General features: G+C 41.0%; 18 protein-coding genes and 1 pseudogene. 5 read left to right on the forward strand and 14 right to left on the reverse strand.

What is annotated here, in order from left to right; genetic code table 11:
• The first annotated feature begins 4 nt into the window (after window positions 1-4).
• Window positions 5-4,084: an ATP-dependent RNA helicase HrpA gene (gene hrpA, locus NYP69_RS02990; RefSeq protein ID WP_128813975.1), complete on the forward strand. Its 4,080-nt coding sequence runs from the start codon at window positions 5-7 to the stop codon at window positions 4,082-4,084.
• Window positions 4,085-4,111: 27 nt separating this feature from the next.
• Here the strand turns inward: hrpA and NYP69_RS02995 are convergent.
• Window positions 4,112-4,267, reverse strand: a pseudogene (locus tag NYP69_RS02995) (nucleoside hydrolase); the annotation flags it as partial.
• Between the two features lie 103 nt (window positions 4,268-4,370).
• On the opposite strand from NYP69_RS02995, the gene NYP69_RS03000 reads away from it, so the two are divergent.
• Together NYP69_RS03000 and NYP69_RS03005 are read left to right on the forward strand one after the other, a co-directional pair.
• A complete protein-coding gene (locus tag NYP69_RS03000; RefSeq protein WP_128813973.1) occupies window positions 4,371-4,853 on the forward strand; it encodes a hypothetical protein in 483 nt (160 codons plus the stop codon).
• 45 nt (window positions 4,854-4,898) lie between these two features.
• Complete coding sequence (locus tag NYP69_RS03005; protein WP_128813972.1) at window positions 4,899-5,732, forward strand: GIY-YIG nuclease family protein; 834 nt, start codon at window positions 4,899-4,901, stop codon at window positions 5,730-5,732.
• A 197-nt stretch (window positions 5,733-5,929) separates the two neighbouring features.
• On the opposite strand, the gene NYP69_RS03010 is transcribed toward NYP69_RS03005, so the two are convergent.
• The 13 genes from NYP69_RS03010 to NYP69_RS03070 all read right to left on the reverse strand — a co-directional run bounded on the left by NYP69_RS03010 (window position 5,930) and on the right by NYP69_RS03070 (window position 23,143).
• A complete protein-coding gene (locus NYP69_RS03010; protein ID WP_102703007.1) occupies window positions 5,930-7,333 on the reverse strand; it encodes an MFS transporter in 1,404 nt (467 codons plus the stop codon).
• Window positions 7,334-7,474: 141 nt separating this feature from the next.
• A complete protein-coding gene (locus NYP69_RS03015) occupies window positions 7,475-8,431 on the reverse strand; it encodes a nucleoside hydrolase (protein ID WP_004132582.1) in 957 nt (318 codons plus the stop codon).
• 419 nt (window positions 8,432-8,850) lie between these two features.
• Complete coding sequence (glnA, locus tag NYP69_RS03020; RefSeq protein WP_004130324.1) at window positions 8,851-10,188, reverse strand: type I glutamate--ammonia ligase; 1,338 nt, start codon at window positions 10,186-10,188, stop codon at window positions 8,851-8,853.
• 188 nt (window positions 10,189-10,376) lie between these two features.
• A complete protein-coding gene (locus NYP69_RS03025; RefSeq protein ID WP_004130326.1) occupies window positions 10,377-11,069 on the reverse strand; it encodes a hypothetical protein in 693 nt (230 codons plus the stop codon).
• Window positions 11,070-11,223: 154 nt separating this feature from the next.
• Window positions 11,224-14,775 carry a DNA polymerase III subunit alpha gene (gene dnaE, locus NYP69_RS03030; protein WP_020758928.1) on the reverse strand — a complete coding sequence of 1,184 codons (3,552 nt, stop codon included), beginning with the start codon at window positions 14,773-14,775 and terminating at the stop codon, window positions 11,224-11,226.
• 52 nt (window positions 14,776-14,827) lie between these two features.
• Window positions 14,828-15,796: an RluA family pseudouridine synthase gene (locus tag NYP69_RS03035; protein ID WP_473410573.1), complete on the reverse strand. Its 969-nt coding sequence runs from the start codon at window positions 15,794-15,796 to the stop codon at window positions 14,828-14,830.
• Window positions 15,789-16,283, reverse strand: a complete 495-nt coding sequence (locus NYP69_RS03040; RefSeq protein WP_473410574.1) for a signal peptidase II — start codon at window positions 16,281-16,283, stop codon at window positions 15,789-15,791. Before NYP69_RS03040 ends, NYP69_RS03035 begins: the two co-directional genes overlap by 8 nt.
• Window positions 16,284-16,354: 71 nt before the next feature.
• Window positions 16,355-17,668: a DivIVA domain-containing protein gene (locus NYP69_RS03045; protein WP_016787380.1), complete on the reverse strand. Its 1,314-nt coding sequence runs from the start codon at window positions 17,666-17,668 to the stop codon at window positions 16,355-16,357.
• A 270-nt stretch (window positions 17,669-17,938) separates the two neighbouring features.
• Complete coding sequence (locus tag NYP69_RS03050) at window positions 17,939-18,232, reverse strand: YggT family protein (RefSeq protein ID WP_473412916.1); 294 nt, start codon at window positions 18,230-18,232, stop codon at window positions 17,939-17,941.
• Window positions 18,233-18,443: 211 nt separating this feature from the next.
• A complete protein-coding gene (locus NYP69_RS03055) occupies window positions 18,444-18,908 on the reverse strand; it encodes a cell division protein SepF (RefSeq protein ID WP_016635704.1) in 465 nt (154 codons plus the stop codon).
• Between the two features lie 24 nt (window positions 18,909-18,932).
• Complete coding sequence (gene ftsZ, locus NYP69_RS03060; protein WP_020973343.1) at window positions 18,933-20,141, reverse strand: cell division protein FtsZ; 1,209 nt, start codon at window positions 20,139-20,141, stop codon at window positions 18,933-18,935.
• Window positions 20,142-20,370: 229 nt separating this feature from the next.
• Window positions 20,371-21,525, reverse strand: a complete 1,155-nt coding sequence (gene dusB / locus NYP69_RS03065; RefSeq protein ID WP_004130345.1) for a tRNA dihydrouridine synthase DusB — start codon at window positions 21,523-21,525, stop codon at window positions 20,371-20,373.
• Window positions 21,526-21,622: 97 nt separating this feature from the next.
• On the reverse strand, window positions 21,623-23,143 hold the full coding sequence (locus NYP69_RS03070) for a glycine--tRNA ligase (RefSeq protein ID WP_004130346.1): 1,521 nt from the start codon (window positions 23,141-23,143) through the stop codon (window positions 21,623-21,625).
• A gap of 184 nt (window positions 23,144-23,327) precedes the next feature.
• Between NYP69_RS03070 and NYP69_RS03075 the strand changes: the two genes are divergently transcribed.
• Together NYP69_RS03075 and NYP69_RS03080 are read left to right on the forward strand one after the other, a co-directional pair.
• The gene (locus tag NYP69_RS03075) at window positions 23,328-23,723 is read left to right on the forward strand and encodes an MTH1187 family thiamine-binding protein (RefSeq protein ID WP_346284099.1); all 396 of its coding nucleotides are present in this window, start codon (window positions 23,328-23,330) and stop codon (window positions 23,721-23,723) included.
• A 77-nt stretch (window positions 23,724-23,800) separates the two neighbouring features.
• Window positions 23,801-25,030 (forward strand): M20 family metallopeptidase, encoded by a 1,230-nt coding sequence (locus NYP69_RS03080; RefSeq protein WP_346284098.1) that lies wholly within the window; start codon window positions 23,801-23,803, stop codon window positions 25,028-25,030.
• The last annotated feature ends 21 nt before the right edge of the window (window positions 25,031-25,051 follow it).

The raw sequence follows: 25,051 nt of genomic DNA on the forward strand, positions 1-25,051 counted from the left end.
GAATATGAACTTTGACTATCCTAGTGAACTGCCGATTTGTGCTGCACACAACCAGATTATTGAAGCTATTAAAGAGTCGCAAGTTGTAATCGTATCTGGTCAAACTGGTTCTGGCAAAACCACTCAAATCCCAAAAATGGCTTTGGAACTTGGCAGAGGCGGTCGCGGAAAGCAAATTGTTCACACACAACCTCGACGACTTGCTGCACGCACAGTTGCCGAGAGAATCGCAAGCGAAATGGGTGTTAAGCTTGGCGAAGAAATCGGCTACCAGGTGCGTTTTAACGACGAAAGCTCATCCAAAACAAAGCTTCGCATAGTTACAGACGGTATTCTGCTTGCTCAAATTCAGCGCGACCCACTTCTTACGCGCTACGACACGATTATTATTGATGAAGCTCACGAGCGCAGCCTAAACATTGATTTTTTGCTTGGATATTTAACAACTCTTTTGCCAAAACGCAAAGACTTAAAGCTTATTATTACTTCTGCAACAATCGATTCTGCAAAGTTCAAAGACCATTTTGAGCAAGCTTTACACATTAAAGTTCCTGTTATAGAGGTTTCGGGGCGAACATACCCTGTGCGCGTACTTTACGAGCCGCTTGGAAGCGCGCCTTCGCTTATGAAGCATGTTCCAGGTTTTGCCGATATTGCTATGGATGATGAAAGTGTTGCGCAAAGCCAAAGTATTTCTAGTTTTTCGCAAAGCGGCGATATTTGTGATGAAGACATTGCTTCTGCTGTAACTCGCGCATGTGCTCAACTTGTGATTCATTCAACACACACTCAAGGCGCGCGAGATATTATGGTTTTTGCTTCTGGCGAGCGCGATATTCGCGAGTTTGAAGCATCGTTGCGTTCTTATTTCGGTGCGCGCACAAGCGACATGAATCGCAGTGACGCCATTGAGATTGTTCCACTTTTTGCACGTCTTTCTTCTAAAGACCAGCATCGCGTTTTTGAGCATCACACTCATCAGCGCATTGTAATCGCCACTAATGTTGCAGAAACTTCTCTTACAGTGCCTTCGATTCGCTACGTTGTAGACCCTGGTTTTGCTAGAATTTCGCGATATTCTAAGTCTGCTAAAGTTCAGCGTCTTCCTATAGAACCTATTTCTCAAGCAAGCGCGGATCAGCGCTCTGGTCGTTGTGGGCGAATTGCAGATGGCATTGCTATTCGCTTGTATTCTAGGGAAGATTACGAGACTCGCCCGCGCTTTACCGACCCCGAGATTTTGCGCACTTCACTTGGAGCTGTTGTTTTACACATGCTCTCTGTTGGTGTTGCTAAAACTGGCGAAGATATAACGAATTTTGGATTTATTGATCCTCCAGATATTAAGGCTGTAAGCGACGGTTTTAACGAGCTTAGCGAGCTTGGTGCAATAAGTAGAAAATCTGGTGTTATAAGCTTGACTCGCATTGGCCGCGAGCTTAGTCATATTCCAATTGACATTCGCCTTGGCCGCATGATTATTGAAGCTGCGCGAAACACTACACCTAATACTTTAGCTGCGATTCTTGTGATTGTTGCATTTTTGAGCTTGCAAGATCCGCGCGAGCGCCCAGAGGACAAGCGCGAAGAAGCAGATAGATTACACAATCGTTACGCCGATGAGTTAAGTGACTTTTTAACAGCATTGAATATTTGGGATCGCATATTCCAGGCGGATGGCGAAATCAGCAACAACGCACTAAGGCGACTTTGCAAAGAGGAATTTTTCCACTTTTTACGCCTAAAACAGTGGAAAGATTTAGTTAATCAGCTTAAAGATTTATGCAAGGAGCTTCATTATAATGTTGGCGAATCACTGCCGATTAAACGCGCGCCTTTACAAATCCGCCAATTGCCAAATAATCAGCAGGCGGCTCACAGTCTTTGCTGCACTTGGGATTATCAAGGAATCCACTCTTCTATGCTTTCTGGCTTGCTTTCTATGATTGGCATGCAAGTTATTCGCGAGCCTAAGGCTTCGGATTTTGCAGGACTTCGCGGAACAGCCAAAATTCGCGCAATTAAGCGCGCTCAAAAAATGGCAAAAAATGATTATCAAGGCGCTAGAAGCACAAGGTTTGCAATCTTCCCATCTTCATCTGTTTCTAAAGCAACTCCTTCTTGGATTATGTGTACGGAATTGGTTGAAACTTCTAGACTTTGGGCAAGGTATTGCGCGCAAATCGACCCTGCTTGGGCGGAGTCTTTAGCTAAGAACCTTACTCGCGTAACATATTTAGATGCTCATTGGAGCGCAAGCAAAGGTGCTGCAATTGCTCAATCGAAAGTGCTTTTGTACGGCTTGCCTATTGTGCAAAATCGCACTGTTCAATGGTCTAAAATCAACCCTTACGAATCTCGAATGTTAATGATTCGTCAAGGCTTAGTCGAAGGAAATGTTCAGCAGCGTTTTCCATTCAACGATTTTATCTCCTCAAATATTAACGTTTTGAACGATGCCGACAATCAAACAAATCGCACTAGGCAGGCAAGCGAAACTGTAAACGACGAGGATTTGTTTACTTTTTACGATAATAAACTTCCTCAAGAAGCTACAACTATTGCAGATTTAGCTAAATGGTGGAAAAATTACAGACTTCAAGATCCGCATTTTCTTGATTTTAACCCAGATTGTGTTGAGCGATTGCAATACGCAAATGACACTGATTTAGCAGACTACCCCGATACTTGGCATACGATTGGAACAGACGGCCAGAAAATTAATTTGCGCTTAAGCTACATTTACGATCCGCATAATCCTTTAGATGGCGTAACTGTACACGTTCCGCTTCATGCGCTTTTGCGACTTAAGCCTCAAGAGTTTACTTGGAACGTGCCAGGCTTATTAGATGAGCTTATTATTGGCATGATTAAGTCTCTTCCTAAGACTTTGCGCGTGCAATTCGTGCCAGCTCCAGATACTGCTCGTAAAATCCGCGAGTGGATTGACGAAAACTACGATTATCTTCCAGGAATAAACAAAAATCCGCAAGAAGATTTTATTTGGCAAGACTTTAGCGAAGTCTTTACTAAAGCTGCGATTAATGTTGTTGGAGCACAAATCCACCCAGAAGTTTTAAGCGAAGATCAGCTACAACGACTATCTCCTTATTTACGCGTAACTTTTAGCGTTGAGCAAAAGAAAACTAATAAAAACAAACCTAATCAAAACAACTTTCATAATCGAAACAACAAGCGTATTAAGCCTACTGTTTTAGGAACAGACAAGTCTCTAATCAGCCTTCAGCATCGCTTTGCAAAATCAGCTCAAGAATGTGCGTTAAATGTTGTTAACAGCAAGGCGATTAAAGCTGCAAAGGCCGGAAATGTTGTTGAGCGAGCAGATTTATTACACAAGTCTGGAGCAACTAATCTTTCTAGATCTCAAATGGTTTGGCAAGGCGCGCTTAACATGCTTATTTTAGACGATAAGCGCATTACATCTAGATGGCTCGGCAGCGAGGCTTTGCTACTTGCTTCTGCACCTTATAAGTCTTCTAAAGATTTGGCTCAAGATTTGCAAATGGCAGCTATTAAGCGACTTATACCAAATACGCAAAAAATTACTAACGATGTTGAGCTTAAAGAAGCTGTTGGCAATATTGCCGAAGTTTACGAAGACACGGTTTATAGCGTTGCACACAGTGTTATTGCTATTTTGGAGCGATTTGCTAAAGTCGAGTCTGCTGTTAGCGGCAAAGCCGACTTGCCAATGCTTAGTGTTCTTCAATCGATTAAAGAACACGCATCTTCTCTTGTTTTTCCTGGATTCATTGCAAAAGCAGATTCTAGCTCACTTACTTCAATAGAGCGCTACTTACATGCGGATTTGATTCGACTTAACAAAGCTAAGTCAGACAAAAATCGAGATGTTCAATGGGCTTGGCAGGCAGATGAAGCTCATAAGCTTGTGTTAGAAGCTCAAAAGAGAGCAGAAAGCTTGCCTGCAGGACCCAATAGAGATGATGCTCAAGAAAAGGCGCAAAAACTAAAGTGGATGTGCGAAGAATTCTACGTTTCTCTTTGGGCGCAAGAGCTTGGAACAGCATACCCAATTAGTATTCAGCGCATGAAAAAGATTTGATAGCACAAAAGTTAAAAATTCACATACTCATCCAGCGATTTTAGCCAAGCCAGAAATGCGCGTCATAAACTCGTTCAAGAATCGTGGAGCGCCAACACAAACAGCAACTTGCATTGTTTTAACATAGTCATTCAAGCGCACAACATCACCAATTGTGCGTCCACGAGTTGAGCCATCAACATCAATTAATGTAAAATTTTCATAAGTAGTTTTAACTATTGCATTTACATTTTATAATTGTCATATTCCACAAAAAATAACAACATAAATAAAGGAATATAATAAGATGCAAAACAATAAAGATTACAAATTGACTGCTTCTATATTTAACAAAAACAACAAAGACTCACTTAATACTGATTTAATTTTTGCACCAGTTGATACAGAAGATGCTAACACAACATTAAATAAATCTATGGAATTTATAAAAAACATAACAAGCCCAAACAATCAAATGGGTTTAAGCAATGAAGATATTTTGTTGGTTGCAAAAGGCTCTGTTCTAAAATTAGTTCAATCAGAACAAAAAGACCTCAATAATGCCGTTGATGAAATTAGTGAGCAAATTGATAACATAGACAGTAATTTAATAAAAGGTGACGCCTTAATATACATAGAGAATGGCATAAATCTTTCCACAAAAGATACAAATAATATAATTAACGCAATCTATAAAAAATTAGATAAAGATTCTTCAATCTATTCATGTGTGCATAATAGTGGCAGTACACTTAGAATTAGCGCAATGATTGCACTAAAACATGCATAAAAACCAACGAAGATTTATGCAGATAGTTTAGAAGTGAGGAATAAAATGATTAAATTAAATGATTTGCTAAATCTCACAGAAGAACAGGCAGCAAATACAAAAATACGTTTTAATATGAATAATAGACATGATGATCCTATTAAGCTTTATCAAGATAATCGCGAGATAATTAACAAACAATGGCTTTACTGGAAGTATAGTAAGTCCCTATTCCAAGTTGGACAAATCGCAATATGTTTAGTACGCATGCCCAAAAACAAAGATCAATGGCTATTAACAACAATCGACACCGTCAGCAAAGATTTAAATGTAGACGAAAAAGGAATAGGCTATGAAGGAACTCCAATAAAGGAATATGAAAAATATTTTGGAAGAGTAATTGTAAAATTCCACAATGAACATGAACAATTAGTTAGATGGCTTAACAATCTTAAAAGCGACTTAGAAGTTTCTCAAATTCTACCAGACACATTCAGAGATGATAGTTTTCCTGGATACGACAATGTTAAACTTTCATATTCAGATCTAAAACGCATTGTTAAAAACAGTTATAATGATTGGATTGCAGCCCTAAGCAATCAAAAGGCAGTATATCTAATAACAGATACGAATACTGGTAAATTGTATGTTGGCTCTGCAACTTCAAAAAATGAAATGCTACTAAAACGCTGGAAGGACTATTTAGAAACTGGTCATGGTGGAAATAAAGAACTTATAAAACTAGTTGAAGCTGAGGGAATCGAATATATTGAAAAACATTTCCAATATTCAATTCTTGAAAACTATAATGCGAAAGTTGAAGATGATTTTGTTCGAGGCAGAGAATCATGGTGGAAAGAAGTATTAAAAAGTAACGTTTTTGGCTATAACGACAATTAATTTAAATAATCATTAAAAATAAGCTTCACCAATACAATATCAAAAGATTAGTATTCAGCGCATGAAAAAACTATGTTAGTGTAAAAACTATGTTAGTTTAAAAATGCGCGGCATAAGACTACAAAAAAGTGGTCACTATCCACGCAGCCAAAGATGACTGCAAGATAGTGACCACTAACATATTGAGTAAATAATAATTACTCTTTAACCATAAGGCTACGAGCAATGTAAACTACTAAGCCAATAAAGGCTACAATAGCGCCCATCATAAGCAAGTTAGAATAACCTGCACCTAAGCCTTGGATTCCAGCAAAAGAGAATCCTTTTAGCAAGTTTCCGCCAAAGAAACCGCTGAAAATGGAAATACCGATTGATGCTGTAACATTCATAACTAAATCGTTCATACCGCATCCACGACCCGATTCTTCAACAGGCAATGCGCTAAGAACCGTTGAAACGATTGGCGAATACATAAGTCCGCAACCAGCGTAGTAAACGCATGCGCACAAAGTTAGAACAAGGAATCCGCAATTGATGAATACAGCAGCTCCAACCCATCCAAGAATCATAAGAACAGCAGCTATAATAATGCCAGCTTTACGTCCAATGAAACCGATAATTGTTCCAGAGCATGTTCCAAACACTGCTGCTACAACGAATGCCCATACAAGGTAGGAAGAAACTGCCTCAGTGCTCATATGATACAAAGCTCCACCAATAACATTGTAAATTGGAGGCATGCAATAGTTAGTAAAGTAGAAGATGAATATTAAGACAATGCCCGAAAGCCAACGCTTATTCTTAAAGAATGCAGGAGTTACAAACGGGTTCTTTGCCTTCATAATATAACCAGCAAACACAACAAACAGCACGATGGATCCAAGCAACAATCCCCATGCCTTGTACGAGAAGAACAAAGTCAGCAATGCAACAGCAATACCAAACACTGTAAAGCCAAGCTTATCTATCTTTCCACCAATACCGTTCTTTGTAGGCAAGAACTTAACAAGAACTGGCAAGAACAGAATGGTAATTGCAGGAATCAAGAACAAATACTGCCAAGCAATAGAGCTAAGAGCACCAGCGGCAAAAACGCCAATAGAAGCAGAAAGCTGATATGCTGCAGTAAAGAGTCCAAAGAAAATTACCTTAAGATCGTTGCGCAAATACTTAGTTGCAATAACAAGGAATGAAGAACCTGCTACTTGCTCGCCAGCTGTTTGTAAAATACGCGCAATAATAACAGTCCACAAGTTTGGAGTGAAGAAGAAGTTTGCAATAAAACCAAACAACGATCCAACAAACAATGTTACAAGTCCGATTGTTATGAGTCTACGAAGCGACACAAAGTCACCCAAAGAGCCGTAAATAAAGCACACAATGCCTAAAACAATAATTGGCAAACTCGTAATAAGAGAAGCCTGATTAGGAGCACCAACAGCTTTACCAATCTGATCGAATACCAGATTAAATCCTTGCAAACACAATGTTCCAAGAATAAAGGTTATAAGAAGTAAAATTAGCGAGTAAATCGCCACTTTGTCGCGGGTTTTTGGATCCTCGTATGGGTCTACCGCGCTAGATTTTGCAATCTCAGTCATAATAATCCAATCAATTAATATTTTTAGTTTTTACATTGGCAAATAAGACACGTCGCATATTGCAGAAAATGTTGCGATTTGCGGCGTGTCGAACAACAAAAAACGGAGCTAAAACGGAATTAAAACGCGTAAAATCCGCACTCAGCCAGCGATTTTTGCCAAGCCAGAAATGCGCGTCATAAACTCGTTCAAGAATCGTGGAACATCAACACCAACAGCAACTTGCATTGTCTTAACAGGGTCATTCAAGCGCGTAACATCACCAATTGTGCGTCCACGAGTTGGGCCTTCAACATCAACTTGCATATTGATTGGAAGCGTTGTAACAAGTGTTGGATCCACAGCTACAGCCACTGCCAAAGGATCATGCAAACCGCATCCGCCAAGGTGTGGAGCCGTTGTCTCATATGCCTTAATGTAAAAGTCGGTCATATCTGCAAGGAACTTGCCAGCCTTTGTACCAAGGTCACGCCACTGCTTTGTCTCCTTGTAGGTAAGTAAAGTCTGTAAAGTAACATCCAAACCAATCATTGTTACTGGAGCACCAGAGCGGAATAGTACATCTGCAGCATCTGGGTCTTGAGATATATTCGCTTCGGTCCAAGCGTTTACGTTTCCATGAATAGTAAGCGCGCCGCCCATAAGAACAATCTTTCCGATTTCGTCCTTGATTTCTGGAGCTTTCTTCAACGCAGCAGCAATATTTGTCATTGGTCCTGTTGGAACATACACCAAGTCCTTGCCATATTTCTTTACAGAATCGATAATAAAATCAACAGCTGATTCATCTTCTGCTTTGCGTGCAGAATCTGGAATCTCAACATCGCCAATTCCGTTATCTCCGTGAATAAATGCAGAAATTGGAAGAACTTCAAACGAATCTTTTGTGCTTGCGTGCGAAAGTCCCTTATAAACTTTTACTTCTGGATGCCCAAGTAAGTCTGTGATTGCAAGCGCGTTACGAACACCTTGCTCCATTAAAACGTTGCCATACGTACCAGTTATGCCAATAAGCTCCATTTCTGGGCTTCCAAGAGCATAAGATATAGCGAGAGTATCGTCAACACCAGTATCAAGATCAAGAATCAGCTTCTTCACTTGAGTTACCTCCCTTTGTGTATTTGGCATGATATTACAGTCGTTGTAAATCATGGATTGCGCGAATATTTTCAAAATTATTCAAATGCAACCAAGCAAAAATTTTATTATCATAATTTTGAAAATCAACATTACAATTGGATAATTTTAGATATATCATTGTTTCTTTATTGTGCAATAGTTTGCGATTTTTGTTATAAAATGTTTCAATTGCCAACAAAAGTTAAATTAAATAAACAAACGTTTAAATTATGCTTAGAAACTAGCATTCAAACATAAACATTCAGATATAACAATATAAAAAAATTTGCGAAAAATGTTAAAAAATAATCAAAGAAAAACCTAAAAATAAATCGCGCGACACGCCACCACAGCACATCACGCGATTTTAATAGTCAACACAAACTAAACGCAAAAACCTACAGTCTAGGCAAGTATTTCTCTAGCTCGTAAGGCGTTACTTGGCGACGATACTCTTCCCACTCTTTGTGCTTATTGCGCAAGAAGTATTCAAACGCATGCTCACCGAGTACGCTAGCTACAAAATCAGACTTCTCCATAATCTTCAAAGCTTCATCCAAAGACTCAGGAAGAGGCTGAATTCCCATAGCTTGACGCTCAGCATCTGTAAGCTCCCAAACGTCGTCGCTAGTAGGATCACACAAAGTCATTTGCTTTTCAATGCCATCTAAACCAGCAGCCAACAAAACAGAGTATGCAAGATATGGATTCGCCACAGGGTCGAGCGCGCGAAACTCCATACGGCAAGAATTGCCTTTGCCTGGCTTATATTGAGGCACACGCAAAAGCGCAGAACGGTTGCTATGACCCCAGCAAACATAGCTAGGAGCTTCCGCTCCACCCCACAAGCGCTTGTAAGAATTAACGTATTGATCTGTAACAGCGCAAATTTCTGCAGCATGATGCAAAATACCAGCCGCAAATTGGCGCGCAATAAGAGACATATTAAACTCTTGACCAGCCTCGTAGAAAGCGTTGGAATCTCCTTCAAACAGGCTTAAATGCGTGTGCATACCAGAACCAGGCTGATCTGTAAGCGGCTTAGGCATAAAGCTGGCATACATTCCGCGCTCAAGAGAAATCTCCTTAACAACAGTGCGGAAAGTCATAATGTTATCTGCAGTAGTAAGAGCGTCTGCATATCTTAAGTCAATCTCGTTTTGACCAGGACCGCCTTCGTGGTGAGAATACTCAACAGAAATACCCATCTGTTCAAGCATACTCACAGCACTACGACGAAAGTCCATTGCCGAACTTCTTGGAACGTGGTCAAAATACCCACCTTCATCAATAGGAACAGGCGCCTTAGACCAATCATCTTGCGCTTCAAATAAGTAAAACTCAATTTCTGGATGAACGTAAAAAGTAAAGCCTTTTTCTTTAGCTTTTGCGAGCGCAGTTTTAAGAACGTGACGCGGATCTCCAAGAGACGGCTCCCCATCTGGCGTTAAAACGTCGCAAAACATGCGCGCCGTGCCTTCTGGACCGCCATGCCATGGCAAAAGTTGGAAAGTCGAAGGATCTGGCTTAACAATCATATCGTCTTCTAAAACGCGAGTCATGCCTTCAATCGCAGAACCGTCAAAGCCAATACCCTCTTCAAACGCAGCTTCAAGCTCTGCTGGAGCAATAGCAACCGATTTAAGTGTTCCAAGAACATCCGTGAACCATAGTCGAATAAAACGAACGTCACGCTCTTCAACTGTACGCAAAGCGAATTCTTGCTGTCTATCCATATCTACAGTCCAATCAATTTAAGTGTGTAACTATGTGTTTTTCTCTCATACTCTTTAACTAATATTTAAGAGACTAATTATTATATTATCTCTTACTTTTCGCTTTTATTTAGCTTTATGAGCATGAATTTACTTATTTTTAATGTAACAATCTAATAGCAATCTAGTAGCAATCTATTTAACATAGACTACATCTTTTTGCCATATTTATAAAAAATCTCTTTGGCTTGATCATCGCTTAAATCATCTGTACTTGTAACTTCAATCCCAGATTCTTTAAGATCTTTAACACTTGAGTAACAAATCATAAGATCTTCAACACATCTAGCAGCCATTGCAAGAATCATAGGAGGAACAACGTCTAAAACGCCTCGATTGTATTCATAAACTTTTGCATCAATCTTATTAGCGCGATTTACCATTAGAACAGCAGGCATTCCACGAAAATAGTCGGTAAATTTTTTAACTGATTTTTCTGGATTGTCTTCGTCTAAATCACGTAAAACTGCGACTCCACCATTTTCGTCGTTAAAACAATCCGCATTAACTCCAGCCATTTTGCAAAAAGATGCAAGAAGCTCTCCTGGCTCTATAGCTGTTAAGAACAGCGCGCACTTTGCCTTTTTTCCAAGCAAACCTTGCAAATCTTCTTCAAAATCCGCTTGCTCAATCTTTTTTACAGCATCATCGATTGAATCACGATTTTGCTCTTCGCTAAACTCTTTTTCAAAACCAAGCAATGCGTCTTCCAGCTCTTTATCGGTAAAAGAAGTACGAACATCGTTAGAATCATTAGAACCAACGCCATTATTGCCATTAACGCCATTATTATTATCGCTAACGTTATTGTTTTTACTCAAATCGTCGTTATCTTTACACATATCTTTTACCTTCTAAATTAAAAAGCCTTGCTTTACTTGTTTTTACTTATCTTCACTTATCTTTACTTATAACTACCACTTCTTAAAACGCTTAAAATCACTCTAAATCACTCTAAGAATATTTTACGCGATTAGCTTATTTTAGGCGCTTATTTTAAGCACTTGGCAAGCAAGCTGGGCCAAACAATATTTTTAGCTCTGCAAAAAGTGACGTATCTCGCTTGACTCTAAATCTATCTCCAAAAGATAAGACTTTTGCGCACCCCTTAGAGTCAATCAAAGCAAGATTTACTTCACAACAACCGGGATGCCTTGTAACAATGTTTTCAAGCTCTTTTATACGAGACTTTTCTAGCGCTTGCAAAGGCAAAACAATAGTTACAGGTTGAGCGTCTTCTGCCTCTAAGCTTGGAACTTCAAAATCCGTAGCTCTTAAAGAAACAGTTTCGTCTCGAACTTCTACCTGGCCCCTAATTCGCACAACTTGATCAATCGCAAGTTCTGCAGCAGAAGACTCGTAAACTTTGCCAAAGAACATGCATTGTATTGAGCTTTCCATGTCTTCAATAGTTACAATCGCCCAAGCATTACCTTTTTTAGACACTCGCCTATCTACGCTAGTAACAAGTCCTGCAAGAGTTACTTGTTGATTTTCGCTCATAGTTCTAGCACGGTTTAGAAGCTGCGCAATCGACATTTCTCTAAGACCAGCCAAAACAGCAGAAAGTCCACTCAAAGGGTGATCCGAAACATAAAGTCCAAGCATTTCTCGCTCAAAGTTTAGCTTCGTTTTTTTATCCCACTCTTCAACATCTGGAATATTGATTTGTGCATCTCCAAGCTCATTACTTGAATCATCCAAATCGGCAAAAAGGTCAAATTGGCCACCTGCCTGCTTTCGCTTAATAGAAATAACTGAGTCAATTAGTGGATTATAAACTTCAAAAAGTGCTCGCCTACAAGTGCTAATTGAGTCAAAAGCACCAGATTTAATAAGCGATTCAACAAGTCTGCGATTCAGAGATTCAAACGATACGCGATTTACAAAATCCTTAAAATCAACGAATTTTCCGCGCTCGCTTTCCCTCTCGCTAATAATATCGTTAACTGCTTTATCTCCAACGTTTCGTACAGCTCCAAGGCCAAAGCGCACAACATCTCCAACTGCAGAATATTCAAGAACCGACTCATTAATATCTGGTTGCAAAACGCGAATACCCATGCGCCTTGCTTCGCCTAAGTAGAGTGCTGTCTTATCTTTATTAGTGCGCTCGTTTTGAAGCAATGCAGCCATAAATTCCACAGGATAATGCGTTTTTAAGTAAGCAGTCCAATAAGAAATCAAACCGTATGCAGCCGAGTGAGCCTTATTAAACGCGTAACCCGAGAATGGAACCAGAACATCCCAAACAGCTTGGGCAGCTTCTTCTGAATAACCATGTTCCTTCATGCCTTTAAAGAACGGTATTTTCTCTTTAGCTAGCACTTCTGGCTTCTTTTTACCCATGGCTCTACGCAAAACATCTGCCTTGCCAAGGCTGTATCCAGCTAAAATACGAGCAGCCGACTGCACCTGCTCTTGGTACACAATCAAACCATAAGTTTCTCCAAGAACATCTTTTAGTGGCTCCGCAACCTCTGGATGAATAGGCGTAATATCTTGCAAACCGTTCTTACGCTTAGCATAATTGGTGTGCGAATCCATATCCATAGGACCTGGTCTGTAAAGCGCAATCAAAGCAGAAATATCGTTAAAGTTATCTGGTTTTAGAGTGCGAAGAAGCGCACGCATACCGTCGGAATCAAGCTGGAAAACGCCTAAAGTATCTCCTCTTGCAAGAAGCTGATATGTTTCTTTATCGTCAAGCGGAATTTTAGTATAGTCAATAGGCTCTTTTCCATTATTTTCAACGTTTTTAAGAGTATCTCTAATAACTGTTAAATTAGAAAGACCCAAAAAATCCATCTTAACTAAGCCAAGCGTTTCGCAAGTGTGATACTCAAAGGTAGTTGTAATCGTGCCATCAGTGCGCTCCAACAGAGGAGATGTGTCTGTAATAGGCTCCGAACCCATAATCGTTGCACAAGCATGTACACCCGTTTGGCGAATCAGACCCTCAATACCCTTTGCTTCTTCTGTAATTCGCTTTGTATCTGGGTCGCTATCATACATCTCGCGAAACTCGCGAGCTTCCGCATAACGCTTTGACTTTTCGTCAAAAATATCGTGGAAACTCATATCTTTGCCGTTTTTTGGAGGCGGCAAAATCTTTGTAATTTTTTCTCCAACAGAAAACTCATAGCCCATTATTCGAGCAGAATCTTTAAGTGCTTGTTTTGTTTTAATTGTGCCATAAATCACGCATTGCGCTACTTTATCTTTTCCATATTTTTCGCCAACATATTCCAAAACTTTGGCTCTACCTTCTGGGTCAAAGTCAACGTCAATATCTGGCAAAGATACGCGCTCTGGGTTTAAGAATCGTTCAAAAATCAAGCCATGCTTCATTGGATCTAGTTCTGTAATGCCCATTGCATACGCAACCATTGCGCCTGCTGCACTTCCTCGGCCAGGGCCAACCATAACCCCATGCTCTTTTGCCCAATTAATATAGTCTGCAACAACTAAAAAGTAGCCACAAAATTGCATTTGGCATATAACGCCGCACTCGTAGTCTGCTTGTTTTAAGACTTCAATAGGAACGTTATTGTTATATCTGCGCTCTAATCCTTCTTCGACTTTTTTAAGAAATAGCGAAGTCTCATCCCAACCTTTAGGGCAGTCAAATTGCGGCATAAAAGCGCCATCTTCGCCGTCATCAAACATAACATTGCATCGGCGAGCAATCTCAAGAGTATTATCGCAAGCTTCTGGAAACTCCTTAAAAAGCTCACGCATTTGCTCAGCAGACTTCAAATAATAGCCAGAACCGTCAAACTTAAAACGATCTGGATCATCTAAGCGAGATCCAGAATTAATACAAAGCATTGCATCTTGCGCTTCGCGATCTTCTTCGTGCACATAGTGCAAATCGTTTGTAGCAAGAAGTGGAGCATTCAACTTTTTAGCAATCTCGAGCAAATCTTTTGTAACTCGTGTTTCAATAGAAAGCCCGTGATTCATAAGCTCAATAAAGAAATTATCTCGACCAAAAATATCTTGGAACTCGCCTGCAGCGCGTAAAGCCTCATCAAATTGACCTAGACGAAGACGCGTTTGAATAATTCCAGATGGGCATCCAGAAGACGCTATAACGCCTTTAGAATACGTTGAAAGCACATCTTTATCCATTCGAGGATATCGCATAACGCGACCTTCCAAATTGGCTATAGACGATGCTTTAAGTAAATTTGTTAAGCCTTCATCATCTTCGGCCCACATTGTCATGTGAGTAATCAAACCACCGCCAGAAACATCGTCGCTTCTTTGCGCTTCCGTTCCCCAATGAACTCGGCTTTTGTCTTGTCTGGCTGTTTCTGGAGTCACATAAGCTTCGATTCCAATAATCGGCTTAATCCCAGCTTTTACAGCCGTGCTCCACATCTCGTATGCTCCATGCATATTGCCGTGGTCTGTAATCGCAATAGCTGGCATACCCAATTCTTTTGCACTCGCAACTAGGTCTGGTATCTTTGAAGCACCATCCAAAAGCGAATAATGCGTGTGATTATGCAAATGTACGAAGTTTGTTTCTGGCCTAGTCATGCTTGCTATTTTATAGATGCAATATGACCTGCTTTGCTAAATATGCTCGCTTTTATAGTTGCCGCACGGCTTGTAAAGCGTGTTGCAAATCTAGCGGATACTCCGATTCAAGCTTAACTAATTTTCCTGTTCTAGGATGCTTAAATTCTAGCTTAGTTGAGTGAAGCCATTGGCGTTGTAACTCTAGTTTTTCCGCGAGTTTTGGGTTTGCTCCATACATTTTATCCGCCACTAACGGATGGCCAATCGAAGAAAAATGCACGCGTATTTGGTGAGTTCTACCCGTCTCTAAATTTACGCTAACTAAAGTTGCAATTCCAAAGCGCTCCAAAACATCCCAATGTGTTACAGCTGGCTTGCCATTTTTTGTTACAGTAAACCTAAAGTCAGATACTTTCGACCTTCCAATCGGAGCTTCAATAGTCGCTTTGTTTTGCTCCAAATTTCCTTGCACTAATGCCGTATAAGTTTTTGAAACACTATGACTAGCAAATTGCTGCTTCATCTTTTCGTAAGCAAAATCCGTTTTGCAAACGAGCATAAGGCCGCTTGTTCCAACGTCTAACCTGCTTACGATTCCTTTGCGTGATTCGTCGCAAAGCGTTGTGTTTATTCTAATCCCAGCAGCTTCTAGGCTTTCTGGAACAGTAGGCCCGTTCCACCCTTTTGCTGCGTGAGACGCCATTGCAACAGGCTTGTTTATTACTACAACATCGTCATCGTTGTATACGATTTCTAAATCGCACATAGCGGGCTGGCTTTGAAGATTACTGGAAGAATCGCAAGCACTAGCACAATCGCAATCGCAATCACTAACACAATCGTCTTCTTTATTTACAACAATCACATAAGACTCTTGCAAAATAGACGATTTTTGCGACTTTCTATTTAAGATTTTTGCTTTGCCACTATCGATTAGCGATATTGCGTTTGCACGCGATACTCCCATAAGCTTCGACAAGCACACGTCGAATCTGCATCCGGCAAATTGACTCGTAACAGTAAAACGAATATCACTCATCAGCGCGCTCTATAAGAGGAATCCCAATCAAAATAAGGCATATAACTGCGATTCCTGCAAACATAAGCTCAATATCTGCCACATTTCCAACGGACCATCCGTAGTTTATAAAATCTACGACTTTTCCGTTCAAAAATCCTTGAGCATATTGCGCTCTATCAATAAGATTTCCAAAAGCTCCAGCAAAAGCTAAAGCAAGCGCAATAGTCCAATATAAGGATTTTGTGTGCTTAATAACAGCAATCATAGCAGCGCACGCAGCGCACGCTAACACGCTAATAACCCAAGTAAAAGAAGATCCTAAGCCAAAAGATGCTCCAGGATTCCTAACAAGAGTAAAAGAGAGCAAGTGTGGAAAAATATCAATGTTTTTTCCGCCACTAAGCGCTGCTAAAGCCCAAACTTTTGTTACTCGGTCTAAAACCACGCCAATAAAAGCAATCAGTGCAAAAACGGCTGCGCGATTACGCAGCCGTTCTACACGCACATAACTATGCGTCAATGTATTTTCCAATCTAAAGGGATTTAGTAAATACTACTAGCAAATTTTAGTAAATACTACTTATCCTGCTTATCTTGATTTTCCATAGATGTATACGTGTTTTCGTCGGAAACTTGAGCAACAAGCTGACCCAAGAAGTCGGTCAAGCGAGTACGATACTCAGTTTCAAACTGCTTAAGGCTTTGAATGTTTCCTTCAATAACCTTAGTTTGCTTCTCGAGATTCTCACGTACTTGGCGAGCATATGCGTCTGCAGAAGTGCGAGTAGTGGAATCGTAATCCGCAGCCCTGTGCTGAACTTCTGCTTCGTATTGATCAGCTTGATCGTGAGTTTGCTTGGAGTAGTCATCCGCAGCTTGACGAACCTTGCCCGAGTAAGCGTCTGCCTCGTTGTGAGCACGAGCCGCATAAGCATCGGCATCTCCGCGAGTACGAACCGAATAATCATCCGCATCCCCACGAGTTTGCTTATTGTATTCGTCAGCCTCGCTGTGCGTGCGACCAGAATATTCGTCTGCCTTGGCAATTATCTCGTTATAGCGTGCCTGGCTTTCTTCAACAATCTGCTGAGCCTTTGCCTTGCCCTTGTCTACATATTGATCGTGCAATTGCATTGCAAGAGTCAACATAGCAGTAGCACGCTCTGGCTCCGACCCCTGAGCTTCCGCACCAGCGCCTGCGATCTTTTGCAAGCTACCAGTTTCTGTGCTTGGTTCCATCTTAGAAACTTGCTCGCGAAGCTGTTCTTCTCGCTTATGCGATTCTTCGAGCTGCTTGTTAAGATCTTGAACCTTAGCATTTTCTTGCTGAGTTACAACAAGCTGCTGGCGAACCTCTTCTAGCTCACGACCCAAGTTTTCGCTGCTTGCACGGAAGTCATCGCGCTCGCGCGTAACGTTTTCAAGCTCTTCTTGAATCTTCTTATCAGCGTCTGCCTTAGCATTATCTGCATTTGCAGCTTGAGCGGTAAGCTGATCTACTTGAGCACCCAATCCATCCAGTTGCTCCTTAAGCTGCTGATTTTGCTCGCTCAATGCACGGTTGTTTTCTTCCGCTTCCTTAAGCTTTGCTGCAAGATCGTTATCACTCTTGCTTGCATTGCTGGATGCTTCTCGCAAATCATTATTTTCTTTAGTTAAAGATTCAACCTGATTTGTTAAGTCTGCAATCTTATTGTTTAAGCTAGCAACATCAGCGCCAAGAGACTGCGTAGAAGCCCCGAGTCCTTGCACGGCCTGCTGACCAAGCGCTTCGATTGTTTCTGTAACCTGATCTAAAAAGTCATCAACTTCGTCAACGTCATAGCCTCCCTTGAATCTAACGATCTGGAAGGTATGCTCGCGAATGTCTTTAGGCGTTAACAGAGCCATAATGCATTACACCTCACTTTTGGGCGCGCAGCCCTTTTGATATATCTCTTCGATGCTATCACGTCCATAGAAAAAATTGTGTAAAAAGTAATTATTTTTTACGAAATCTGCCAATATTTTATTATGAAGACTTATTTTTATTATGAAGACTTACGTTTAGTAAATGTTTAGTAAATAATGTGATTAATAGATAATAATACGAATATCATTTAAGAATAGTGGCGATTGCGCGCGTATAGTAAACATTCTTAAAGTCTTAATAAAAAAATCTTAATAAATCATAGATAAAATCACTTGTAAAACAATTATCAAAAAGTAAACAACCATAAAACTTACGTCTAAACTTATGTTACCGAGCCTTACAGGTGGTATGAATCTACGCGCAAATCTTAAAAGCGGTTCCGTTAAATAATATACGATTTGAGCAAATTTTCTAACAATCGCATTTGGCCTAAATGAATGGAATACGATTGGAATCCAGTCTAAAATTGCGCGAATAAATAGCACTGTTAAGTATGCGCTTAGAAAAAGATTAATGATTAATATTAAGCTGTTAAAAATCATAAACTCACTTCCGTAAATAAACTTTCTTAAAACAATCACAAGTAAACAATCATCACAATAAAAGTTAAGAAGCTTTTTGTTATTAGATAATTTTTATTCGATAATTGATATTAGATAATTTAAGGCAGAAATCTCAAAGAGACTCTGCCTTAAATCTAAATAACGCATAAAGCAAATGCTATAAGCGGTCTTTGCTACTAAGCTTGTATCTTTACGAGAACAATTCTCTAGCAGAACCGCCATTAGGAGCGTCTTCAACCTTTATGTTTACTTGCGAAGGACTTAGAAGAAACACTCTTGGCGTTACTCGCTCAATAGACCCACGAACACCAAACACAACTCCAGCAGAAAAGTCAACAATGCGATACGCAACAGATTCACTAACACCAGTAAGATTCAAAACAACTGGAGTTCCATCTCTTAACGCACGCCCAACTAATTGAGCATCGTCATAAGACTTTGGATGAATCGTTGTAATGCGACTCATGCGGACTGCTCCAGCACGAGAAGCAGTGCCATTACCCAACTGCGATTCTGAATTATGCAGACTTATAGGAGCAACGTTGTGATCGTTGTCAAACGAAGTTTCTTGCGCTTGAGAATCAACGAAATCATCGTCGTCTTGAACATCACTCATGCCTACGTAAGACATCATGTTCTTCATAAAGCCAGCCATTAAGCTGCCCTCCTATCGCTATGCTTAACGTAGAAAATCAGGAATATCCAATTCGTCTGGTTCGTCTTGAGGCTTATCTTTAGAAGCCGATGCTTGGTAATTCTGGCTTGGAGCAACAGAATCAAACATAGAAGAAACAGGATGTGAAGATTCTTCAGCAACAACAGGCTTTGCAGAAGATGCGACTGGAGTTGTTGACTGAGCTGGGGCAACAGAATCAACTCCTGCTTGCATATCTACAAAAGCACCAGCCTTATCGTCTTCCACCTTAGGGTGGGAATCAAAACCAGCGGCAATAACAGTAACGCGAACTTCGTCTCCGTAAGAATCGTCCAAAGAAAGACCCCAAATAATCTGGGCTTCTGGATGAATTGCCTTGCGAACAAGTTCTGTTGCAGCACTTGCTTCTTGCAACTTCAAATCGCTTGGACCTGCAATATTAATCAAAGCACCGTGAGCACCTTCAATGCTCTCTTCAAGCAATGGGGAGCTAATAGCAATTTCAGCAGCTTGAGTAGCTCTGTCTTCTCCCTTTGCAGCGCCAATTCCAAATAGCGCGGTTCCTGCACCACGCAAAACGGCGGTAACGTCCGAAAAATCAACATGAATATAAGAATTCATGGTAATCAAATCGGTAATACCTTGCACGCCTGCAAGCAATGCGGTATCTGCCGTCTTAAAAGCTTCAATAATTCCGATAGTTCGATCTGAAATTTCCAACAAACGATCGTTTGGAATAACAATCAAAGCATCGACTTCTTTACGAAGATTTTCAATACCAAGTTTTGCCGATGCAGCACGCTGAGGTCCTTCAAACCCGAAAGGACGCGTAACTACTGCGATTGTTAAGGCACCCTGCTGGTGTGCAGCTCGCGCAACTATTGGGCTTGCACCTGTACCAGTTCCGCCGCCCTCGCCGCAAGTTACGAACACCATATCGGCGCCCTTTAATGCTTCTTCAATGTCGGATTGATGATCTTGTGCAGCTTTTGCACCCTTTTCTGGATCAGCACCAGCACCGAGACCACGACTTGAAGCATCAGATAATGAAATCTTTACATCAGCGTCGGAACGCAACAAATCCTTAGCATCAGTGTTGATTGCTACGAATTCTACGTTCTGTAAACCCTCGGTGATCATTCGGTTGACGGCGTTACCACCGGCTCCACCGACGCCGACTACCTTGATTATGGTTTTGTCGTTGAAATTGTCAGTCTGGGCAATCTCGCTCACCGTTGTCTCCTGTCACTCACACGCACGTTTTACGCAATACTTTAGCGCAAAACGCTCGATAATGGCGACGTTTTACAAATAAAAACTTAAAAAATGTCACCGATTCGATAATACACCGTGCTATACGCAAATATTTAAGGCGTTTTACCAACAAAAGTTTTGAACATTAAGCAATAGCTTAGACGCCATTTTTAACAGCCGCTAAACCCTAGAAAACTCTAGAAAAACGCTAGTAGCTAGCATCCATCGGGTCATTGCCAAAAAGCTCTTTGCGCTCCTCGCTAGTGGTAATTCTTGAATCCAACCAGCCATATGGCAAATGAACTTTTTTAGCAAAACGAACTCGGCCGCGCGGCGTGTCTAAAACCTGCTCAGGAAGCTTAAGCGATAAATCCAATGCATCAATATTGCGTTGAACATCCTCAATAGACTCGCATTCCATAAAGCTTTTGCGAGTTCCTCCTCCAACTGGGAAGCCTTTCAAATACCACGCAATATGCTTTCGCAAGTCATGAACTGCCATTCGTTCGTCGCCATCATAAAAGTCAACAAGAAGCTCCAAATGCCTTAAAATCACTTTGCAAACTTCGCCAAGACTTGGATTAACGCGATTATCGCTGCCATTGCAAGCAGAACGAATATCAGCAAAAATCCAAGGACGCCCCTGGCATCCGCGGCCAATCGCAACGCCTGCACATCCTGTTTCTTTAAACATTGCAAGAGCGTCATCCGCGCCCCAAATATCTCCATTACCAAAAACAGGAATATCTAAAGCCTCTACAAGCTCGCTAATACGGCTCCAATCGGAATGGCCACCATAATATTCTGCAGTCGTACGCGCATGCAAAGTAACAGCCGCACAACCCTCTTCTTGCGCAATATGACCAGCTTGCATAAAAGTCTCGTGGTCTTCGTCAATTCCAACGCGGAATTTAGCTGTAACTGGGATTCCTGCTGGATTACACACGCTTACAACGCGATGCAAAATCTCTTGAAGCAAATCCGTTTTCCAAGGAAGAGCAGATCCGCCACCGCGCCTTGTAACTTTAGGAACTGGGCAGCCAAAGTTTAAGTCAACGTGATCTGCCATATTTTCGTCAACAACAATTCGAGCAGCTTGCTCCACAATTAAAGGATCCACTCCGTAAAGTTGCAAGGAGCGCACTTTTTCGCTAGGCGCAAAACGGCATAAACGCAAGGCTTTTGGATTTCTTGCGACTAGTGCGCGTGCAGTAATCATTTCTGCAACATACAAGCCATCTGGCCCGTACTCTCGGCAAATCACGCGAAAAGGCCAGTTAGTAATACCAGCCATTGGAGATAAAACAACAGGAGTTGCAATATGAATTTTCCCTAAATCCACTGGTTTAATAGAAAAATCCATATTGCTTTAACTCCATTCACTTTAATATTTTTGCTAGATATATTTTTGCTGGCGATTTTACGCGACTTTTCACTAGCGACTTTTTACTAAATACTTATTAGTACAATCCGCCAGCTTGAGCAATCTTTACAGGCTGCGACTCGTCAACGCCGCTTTCCTTAGAAACATCCACACCGCCGTCTGCAGCACGAGCTCCAACAATCTCTACAGGACCTTGCGGATACTTAACGCGCTTTTCGTTAATGCGGCTTGCTACGTAATCTGCAACCTTGTCTAAGGAAACACGCTCTTGTTGCATAGTGTCGCGCTCGCGGATTGTTACAGCATGATCTTCCAAAGTATCGAAGTCAACTGTTACACACAAAGGAGTACCAATCTCGTCTTCGCGGCGATAGCGGCGACCAATAGCACCAGCCTCATCGTAGTCAATAACCCAATCATGCTGTCGAAGATCCGCAGCCAAATCTTGAGCAACCGATTGCAATTCTGGCTTCTTGCTTAATGGCAAAACAGCAGCCTTAACAGGAGCCAAGCGAGGATCAAGTCTAAGAACCGTACGCTTATCCACTCCACCCTTAGTGTTTGGAGCTTCGTCAACATCGTAAGCATCAACCAAAAATGCCATAAGCGAGCGCGTAAGACCAGCAGCAGGCTCAATAACGTAAGGCACGTACTTTTCGCCAGTAGCCTGATTAAAGTAGCTCAAATCCTCGCCAGAATGCTTAGCGTGAGCAGACAAATCGTAGTCGGTACGGTTTGCAATTCCTTCAAGCTCTCCCCAGTCAGATCCTTGGAAGCCGAATTTGTATTCAATATCTACAGTGCGCTTGGAATAATGGCTTAGCTTCTCTTTAGGATGCTCATACATGCGCAAATTCTCTGGCTTTACGCCCAAATCAACATACCAATTTACGCGCGTATCAATCCAATACTGATGCCAAGCTTCGTCTGTTCCAGGCTCTACGAAGAACTCCATTTCCATCTGCTCAAACTCGCGAGTGCGGAAGATGAAGTTTCCAGGCGTAATCTCGTTACGGAAAGACTTACCAATATTCGCAATGCCAAATGGCGGCTTTTGACGAGTAGAAGTCATAACGTTCTTAAAATCAACAAAAATACCTTGCGCTGTTTCTGGTCGCAAATAATGCAAGCTGTTTTCGTCTTCTACTGGCCCCAAATGAGTGCGAAGCATCATGTTAAAATCGCGAGGCTCCGTCCAATTTCCGCGAGTTCCGCAATCTGGGCAAGCAATGTCTTTTAAGCCATTTTCTGGCATTTTATCGCCATGCTTTTCGGCATAAGATTCTTCGAGCTTATCCGCACGATGGCGCTTATGGCAATTCAAGCACTCAATAAGAGGATCGTTGAACACAGAAACGTGACCAGACGCAACCCAAACTTGAGAAGGCAAAATAACAGACGTATCTACGCCAACAACATCGCCACGAGTAGTGACCATATAACGCCACCATTCGCGCTTAATGTTATCTTTTAACGCAACGCCCAAAGGGCCATAATCCCACGCGGAGCGAGTTCCGCCGTAAATCTCTCCAGCTGGAAACACAAATCCACGACGCTTAGCCAGCGACACAACTTCATCAAGTTTTGAAACAGCCACAATACACCTTTTTCGTAAATCTAGAAAATTCGGGTGAAACGGTGTTTATTATAGAAAAACCCTGTGACGCTAACGCAACATATAAAGCTACATAAACATATAAAGCTACATATATAAGCTAAACGAATACAATAATGTATAAGCATAATTTTTCATACGCATTTGTATTTTGAAAGGACTTAAAATGAGCGAAAACAATGTTGAAAAGACTAATGATAACAAGACTCGCGATACTTGCGATACTTACAATAACAAAAATTCCCACAAAACTAATACAGTTGCAGCATTATGCATTGCTCCTAGCGGAGTTGGCGAAGAACTTAGCGAATACGTAGCAGATTGCGTTAAAGTGATTCGTGATTCTGGATTAAAAAACGAAACAAACGCAATGTTTACAAACATCGAAGGCGAATTCGACGACGTTATGCGCGTTGTAAAAGACGCAACTATGGTTCTTGTAGAAAAAGGCTACCGCACAGGCGTTATATTAAAACTAGACATTCGCCCTGGTTTTAGCGGCCAAATAGACGCAAAAGCTGCTCTTGTAGACAAGATTCTTGAAGAACGCGAAAACAAGTAATTTGTTAATAAATAATTTATAAATAAAACATAAAATAGAGCTAAATTGTAATAAGCACAATAAGAAAGCAGAAATTAATGCTGCAAATTAAATCAGTTAAGCAAATATTGTCCAACATAAAAGAAACTCAAGCAGATAGAGAAAAGAAGTATAAATACCTGCATCAGCATCCTGAATTATCTATGCAAGAAACGCATACAGCACAAGAAATCATAGATATTCTTACTAAAGATGGAATTGAAACAAAGCGAGTTGGCAAAACAGGCGTTGTGGCAGAGATTAAAAACGGCAAAGGTCCCATTGTTGCTATGCGAGCAGATATCGATGCTCTTCCTGTTACAGAAAATTCAGGAAAAGACTACGCTTCAACAGTTACAACACAAGATGAAAATGGTAAAACAGTTGGAGTTTCACACGCTTGCGGTCACGATTTTCATATTGCAAGTTTACTTGGAGCTTTACAAGCTTTTAACAATCATAAAGAAGCATGGCATGGAACCTACATTGGAGTGTTTCAACCAGGAGAAGAAACAGCTCAAGGCGCAAAAAGCTTGGTAGAAAATGGCATTACACGCATTATCCCAAAGCCAGATGTTTATCTTGGTCAGCATGTACTTGCAGCAATTCCTGCAGGAACAGTTGGTATTAAATCAGGAGCATTTTTAACTACCGCATCTTCAATTCGCGTACACATTTTTGGTAAAGGATCTCATGGATCTATGCCAGAATTAAGCGTTGACCCTGTGGTTTTAGCTTCGTCTATTGTGTTGAAATTGCAAACGATTGTATCTCGTGAAGTAGCTGCTAAAGATTACGCAATAGTTACAGTCGGCGCAATAAACGCTGGAAGTAAGTCAAACATTATTCCAGACGATGCGGAACTTTTGATTAATACTAGAACATACAGCGAAGATACTCAAAAATTTGTTCACTCTGCCATTGAGCGAATTGTGCGCGGAGAGTGCAATCTAGCACGATGCCCAAAGGAACCAGAATTTACATACTATGACCGCTATCCATTAACCAATAATGACGAAGCATCAGTTTATCGCGTGCGCGAAGCTTTCGACGAATATTTTGGTGAAAATTCTGTACAAATCAGCAAACAGTCTGCTTCTGAAGATTTTTCTATTGTTGCAAATGCTTTCAATACACCTTACGCATACTGGGGATTAGGTGGATTTGAAGACATGAAAAATGCTCCAGGAAACCACAATCCAGCTTTTGCTCCAGATTTGCAACCAACTCTAAATCGTGGACTTGAATCAGCCGTTGTTGCAGCTTGCGCATGGCTAGCTTGCGACTAATAAATTAATTCTACTAACAAA

The organism is Gardnerella sp. c17Ua_118 (genome assembly GCF_055804255.1).

What these genes read in the sequence shown, in the direction of transcription:
- NYP69_RS03005 (WP_128813972.1), top strand. Translation starts at nt 4,899, where the DNA reads ATGATTAAATTAAATGATTTGCTAAATCTCACAGAAGAACAGGCAGCA.
- NYP69_RS03075 (WP_346284099.1), top strand. Translation starts at nt 23,328, where the DNA reads ATGAGCGAAAACAATGTTGAAAAGACTAATGATAACAAGACTCGCGAT.
- NYP69_RS03025 (WP_004130326.1), bottom strand. Translation starts at nt 11,069, where the DNA reads ATGTGTAAAGATAACGACGATTTGAGTAAAAACAATAACGTTAGCGAT.
- glnA (WP_004130324.1), bottom strand. Translation starts at nt 10,188, where the DNA reads ATGGATAGACAGCAAGAATTCGCTTTGCGTACAGTTGAAGAGCGTGAC.
- dnaE (WP_020758928.1), bottom strand. Translation starts at nt 14,775, where the DNA reads ATGACTAGGCCAGAAACAAACTTCGTACATTTGCATAATCACACGCAT.
- NYP69_RS03035 (WP_473410573.1), bottom strand. Translation starts at nt 15,796, where the DNA reads ATGAGTGATATTCGTTTTACTGTTACGAGTCAATTTGCCGGATGCAGA.
- NYP69_RS03010 (WP_102703007.1), bottom strand. Translation starts at nt 7,333, where the DNA reads ATGACTGAGATTGCAAAATCTAGCGCGGTAGACCCATACGAGGATCCA.
- NYP69_RS03050 (WP_473412916.1), bottom strand. Translation starts at nt 18,232, where the DNA reads ATGATTTTTAACAGCTTAATATTAATCATTAATCTTTTTCTAAGCGCA.
- hrpA (WP_128813975.1), top strand. Translation starts at nt 5, where the DNA reads ATGAACTTTGACTATCCTAGTGAACTGCCGATTTGTGCTGCACACAAC.
- dusB (WP_004130345.1), bottom strand. Translation starts at nt 21,525, where the DNA reads ATGGATTTTTCTATTAAACCAGTGGATTTAGGGAAAATTCATATTGCA.
- NYP69_RS03055 (WP_016635704.1), bottom strand. Translation starts at nt 18,908, where the DNA reads ATGGCTGGCTTTATGAAGAACATGATGTCTTACGTAGGCATGAGTGAT.
- NYP69_RS03045 (WP_016787380.1), bottom strand. Translation starts at nt 17,668, where the DNA reads ATGGCTCTGTTAACGCCTAAAGACATTCGCGAGCATACCTTCCAGATC.
- NYP69_RS03000 (WP_128813973.1), top strand. Translation starts at nt 4,371, where the DNA reads ATGCAAAACAATAAAGATTACAAATTGACTGCTTCTATATTTAACAAA.
- NYP69_RS03080 (WP_346284098.1), top strand. Translation starts at nt 23,801, where the DNA reads ATGCTGCAAATTAAATCAGTTAAGCAAATATTGTCCAACATAAAAGAA.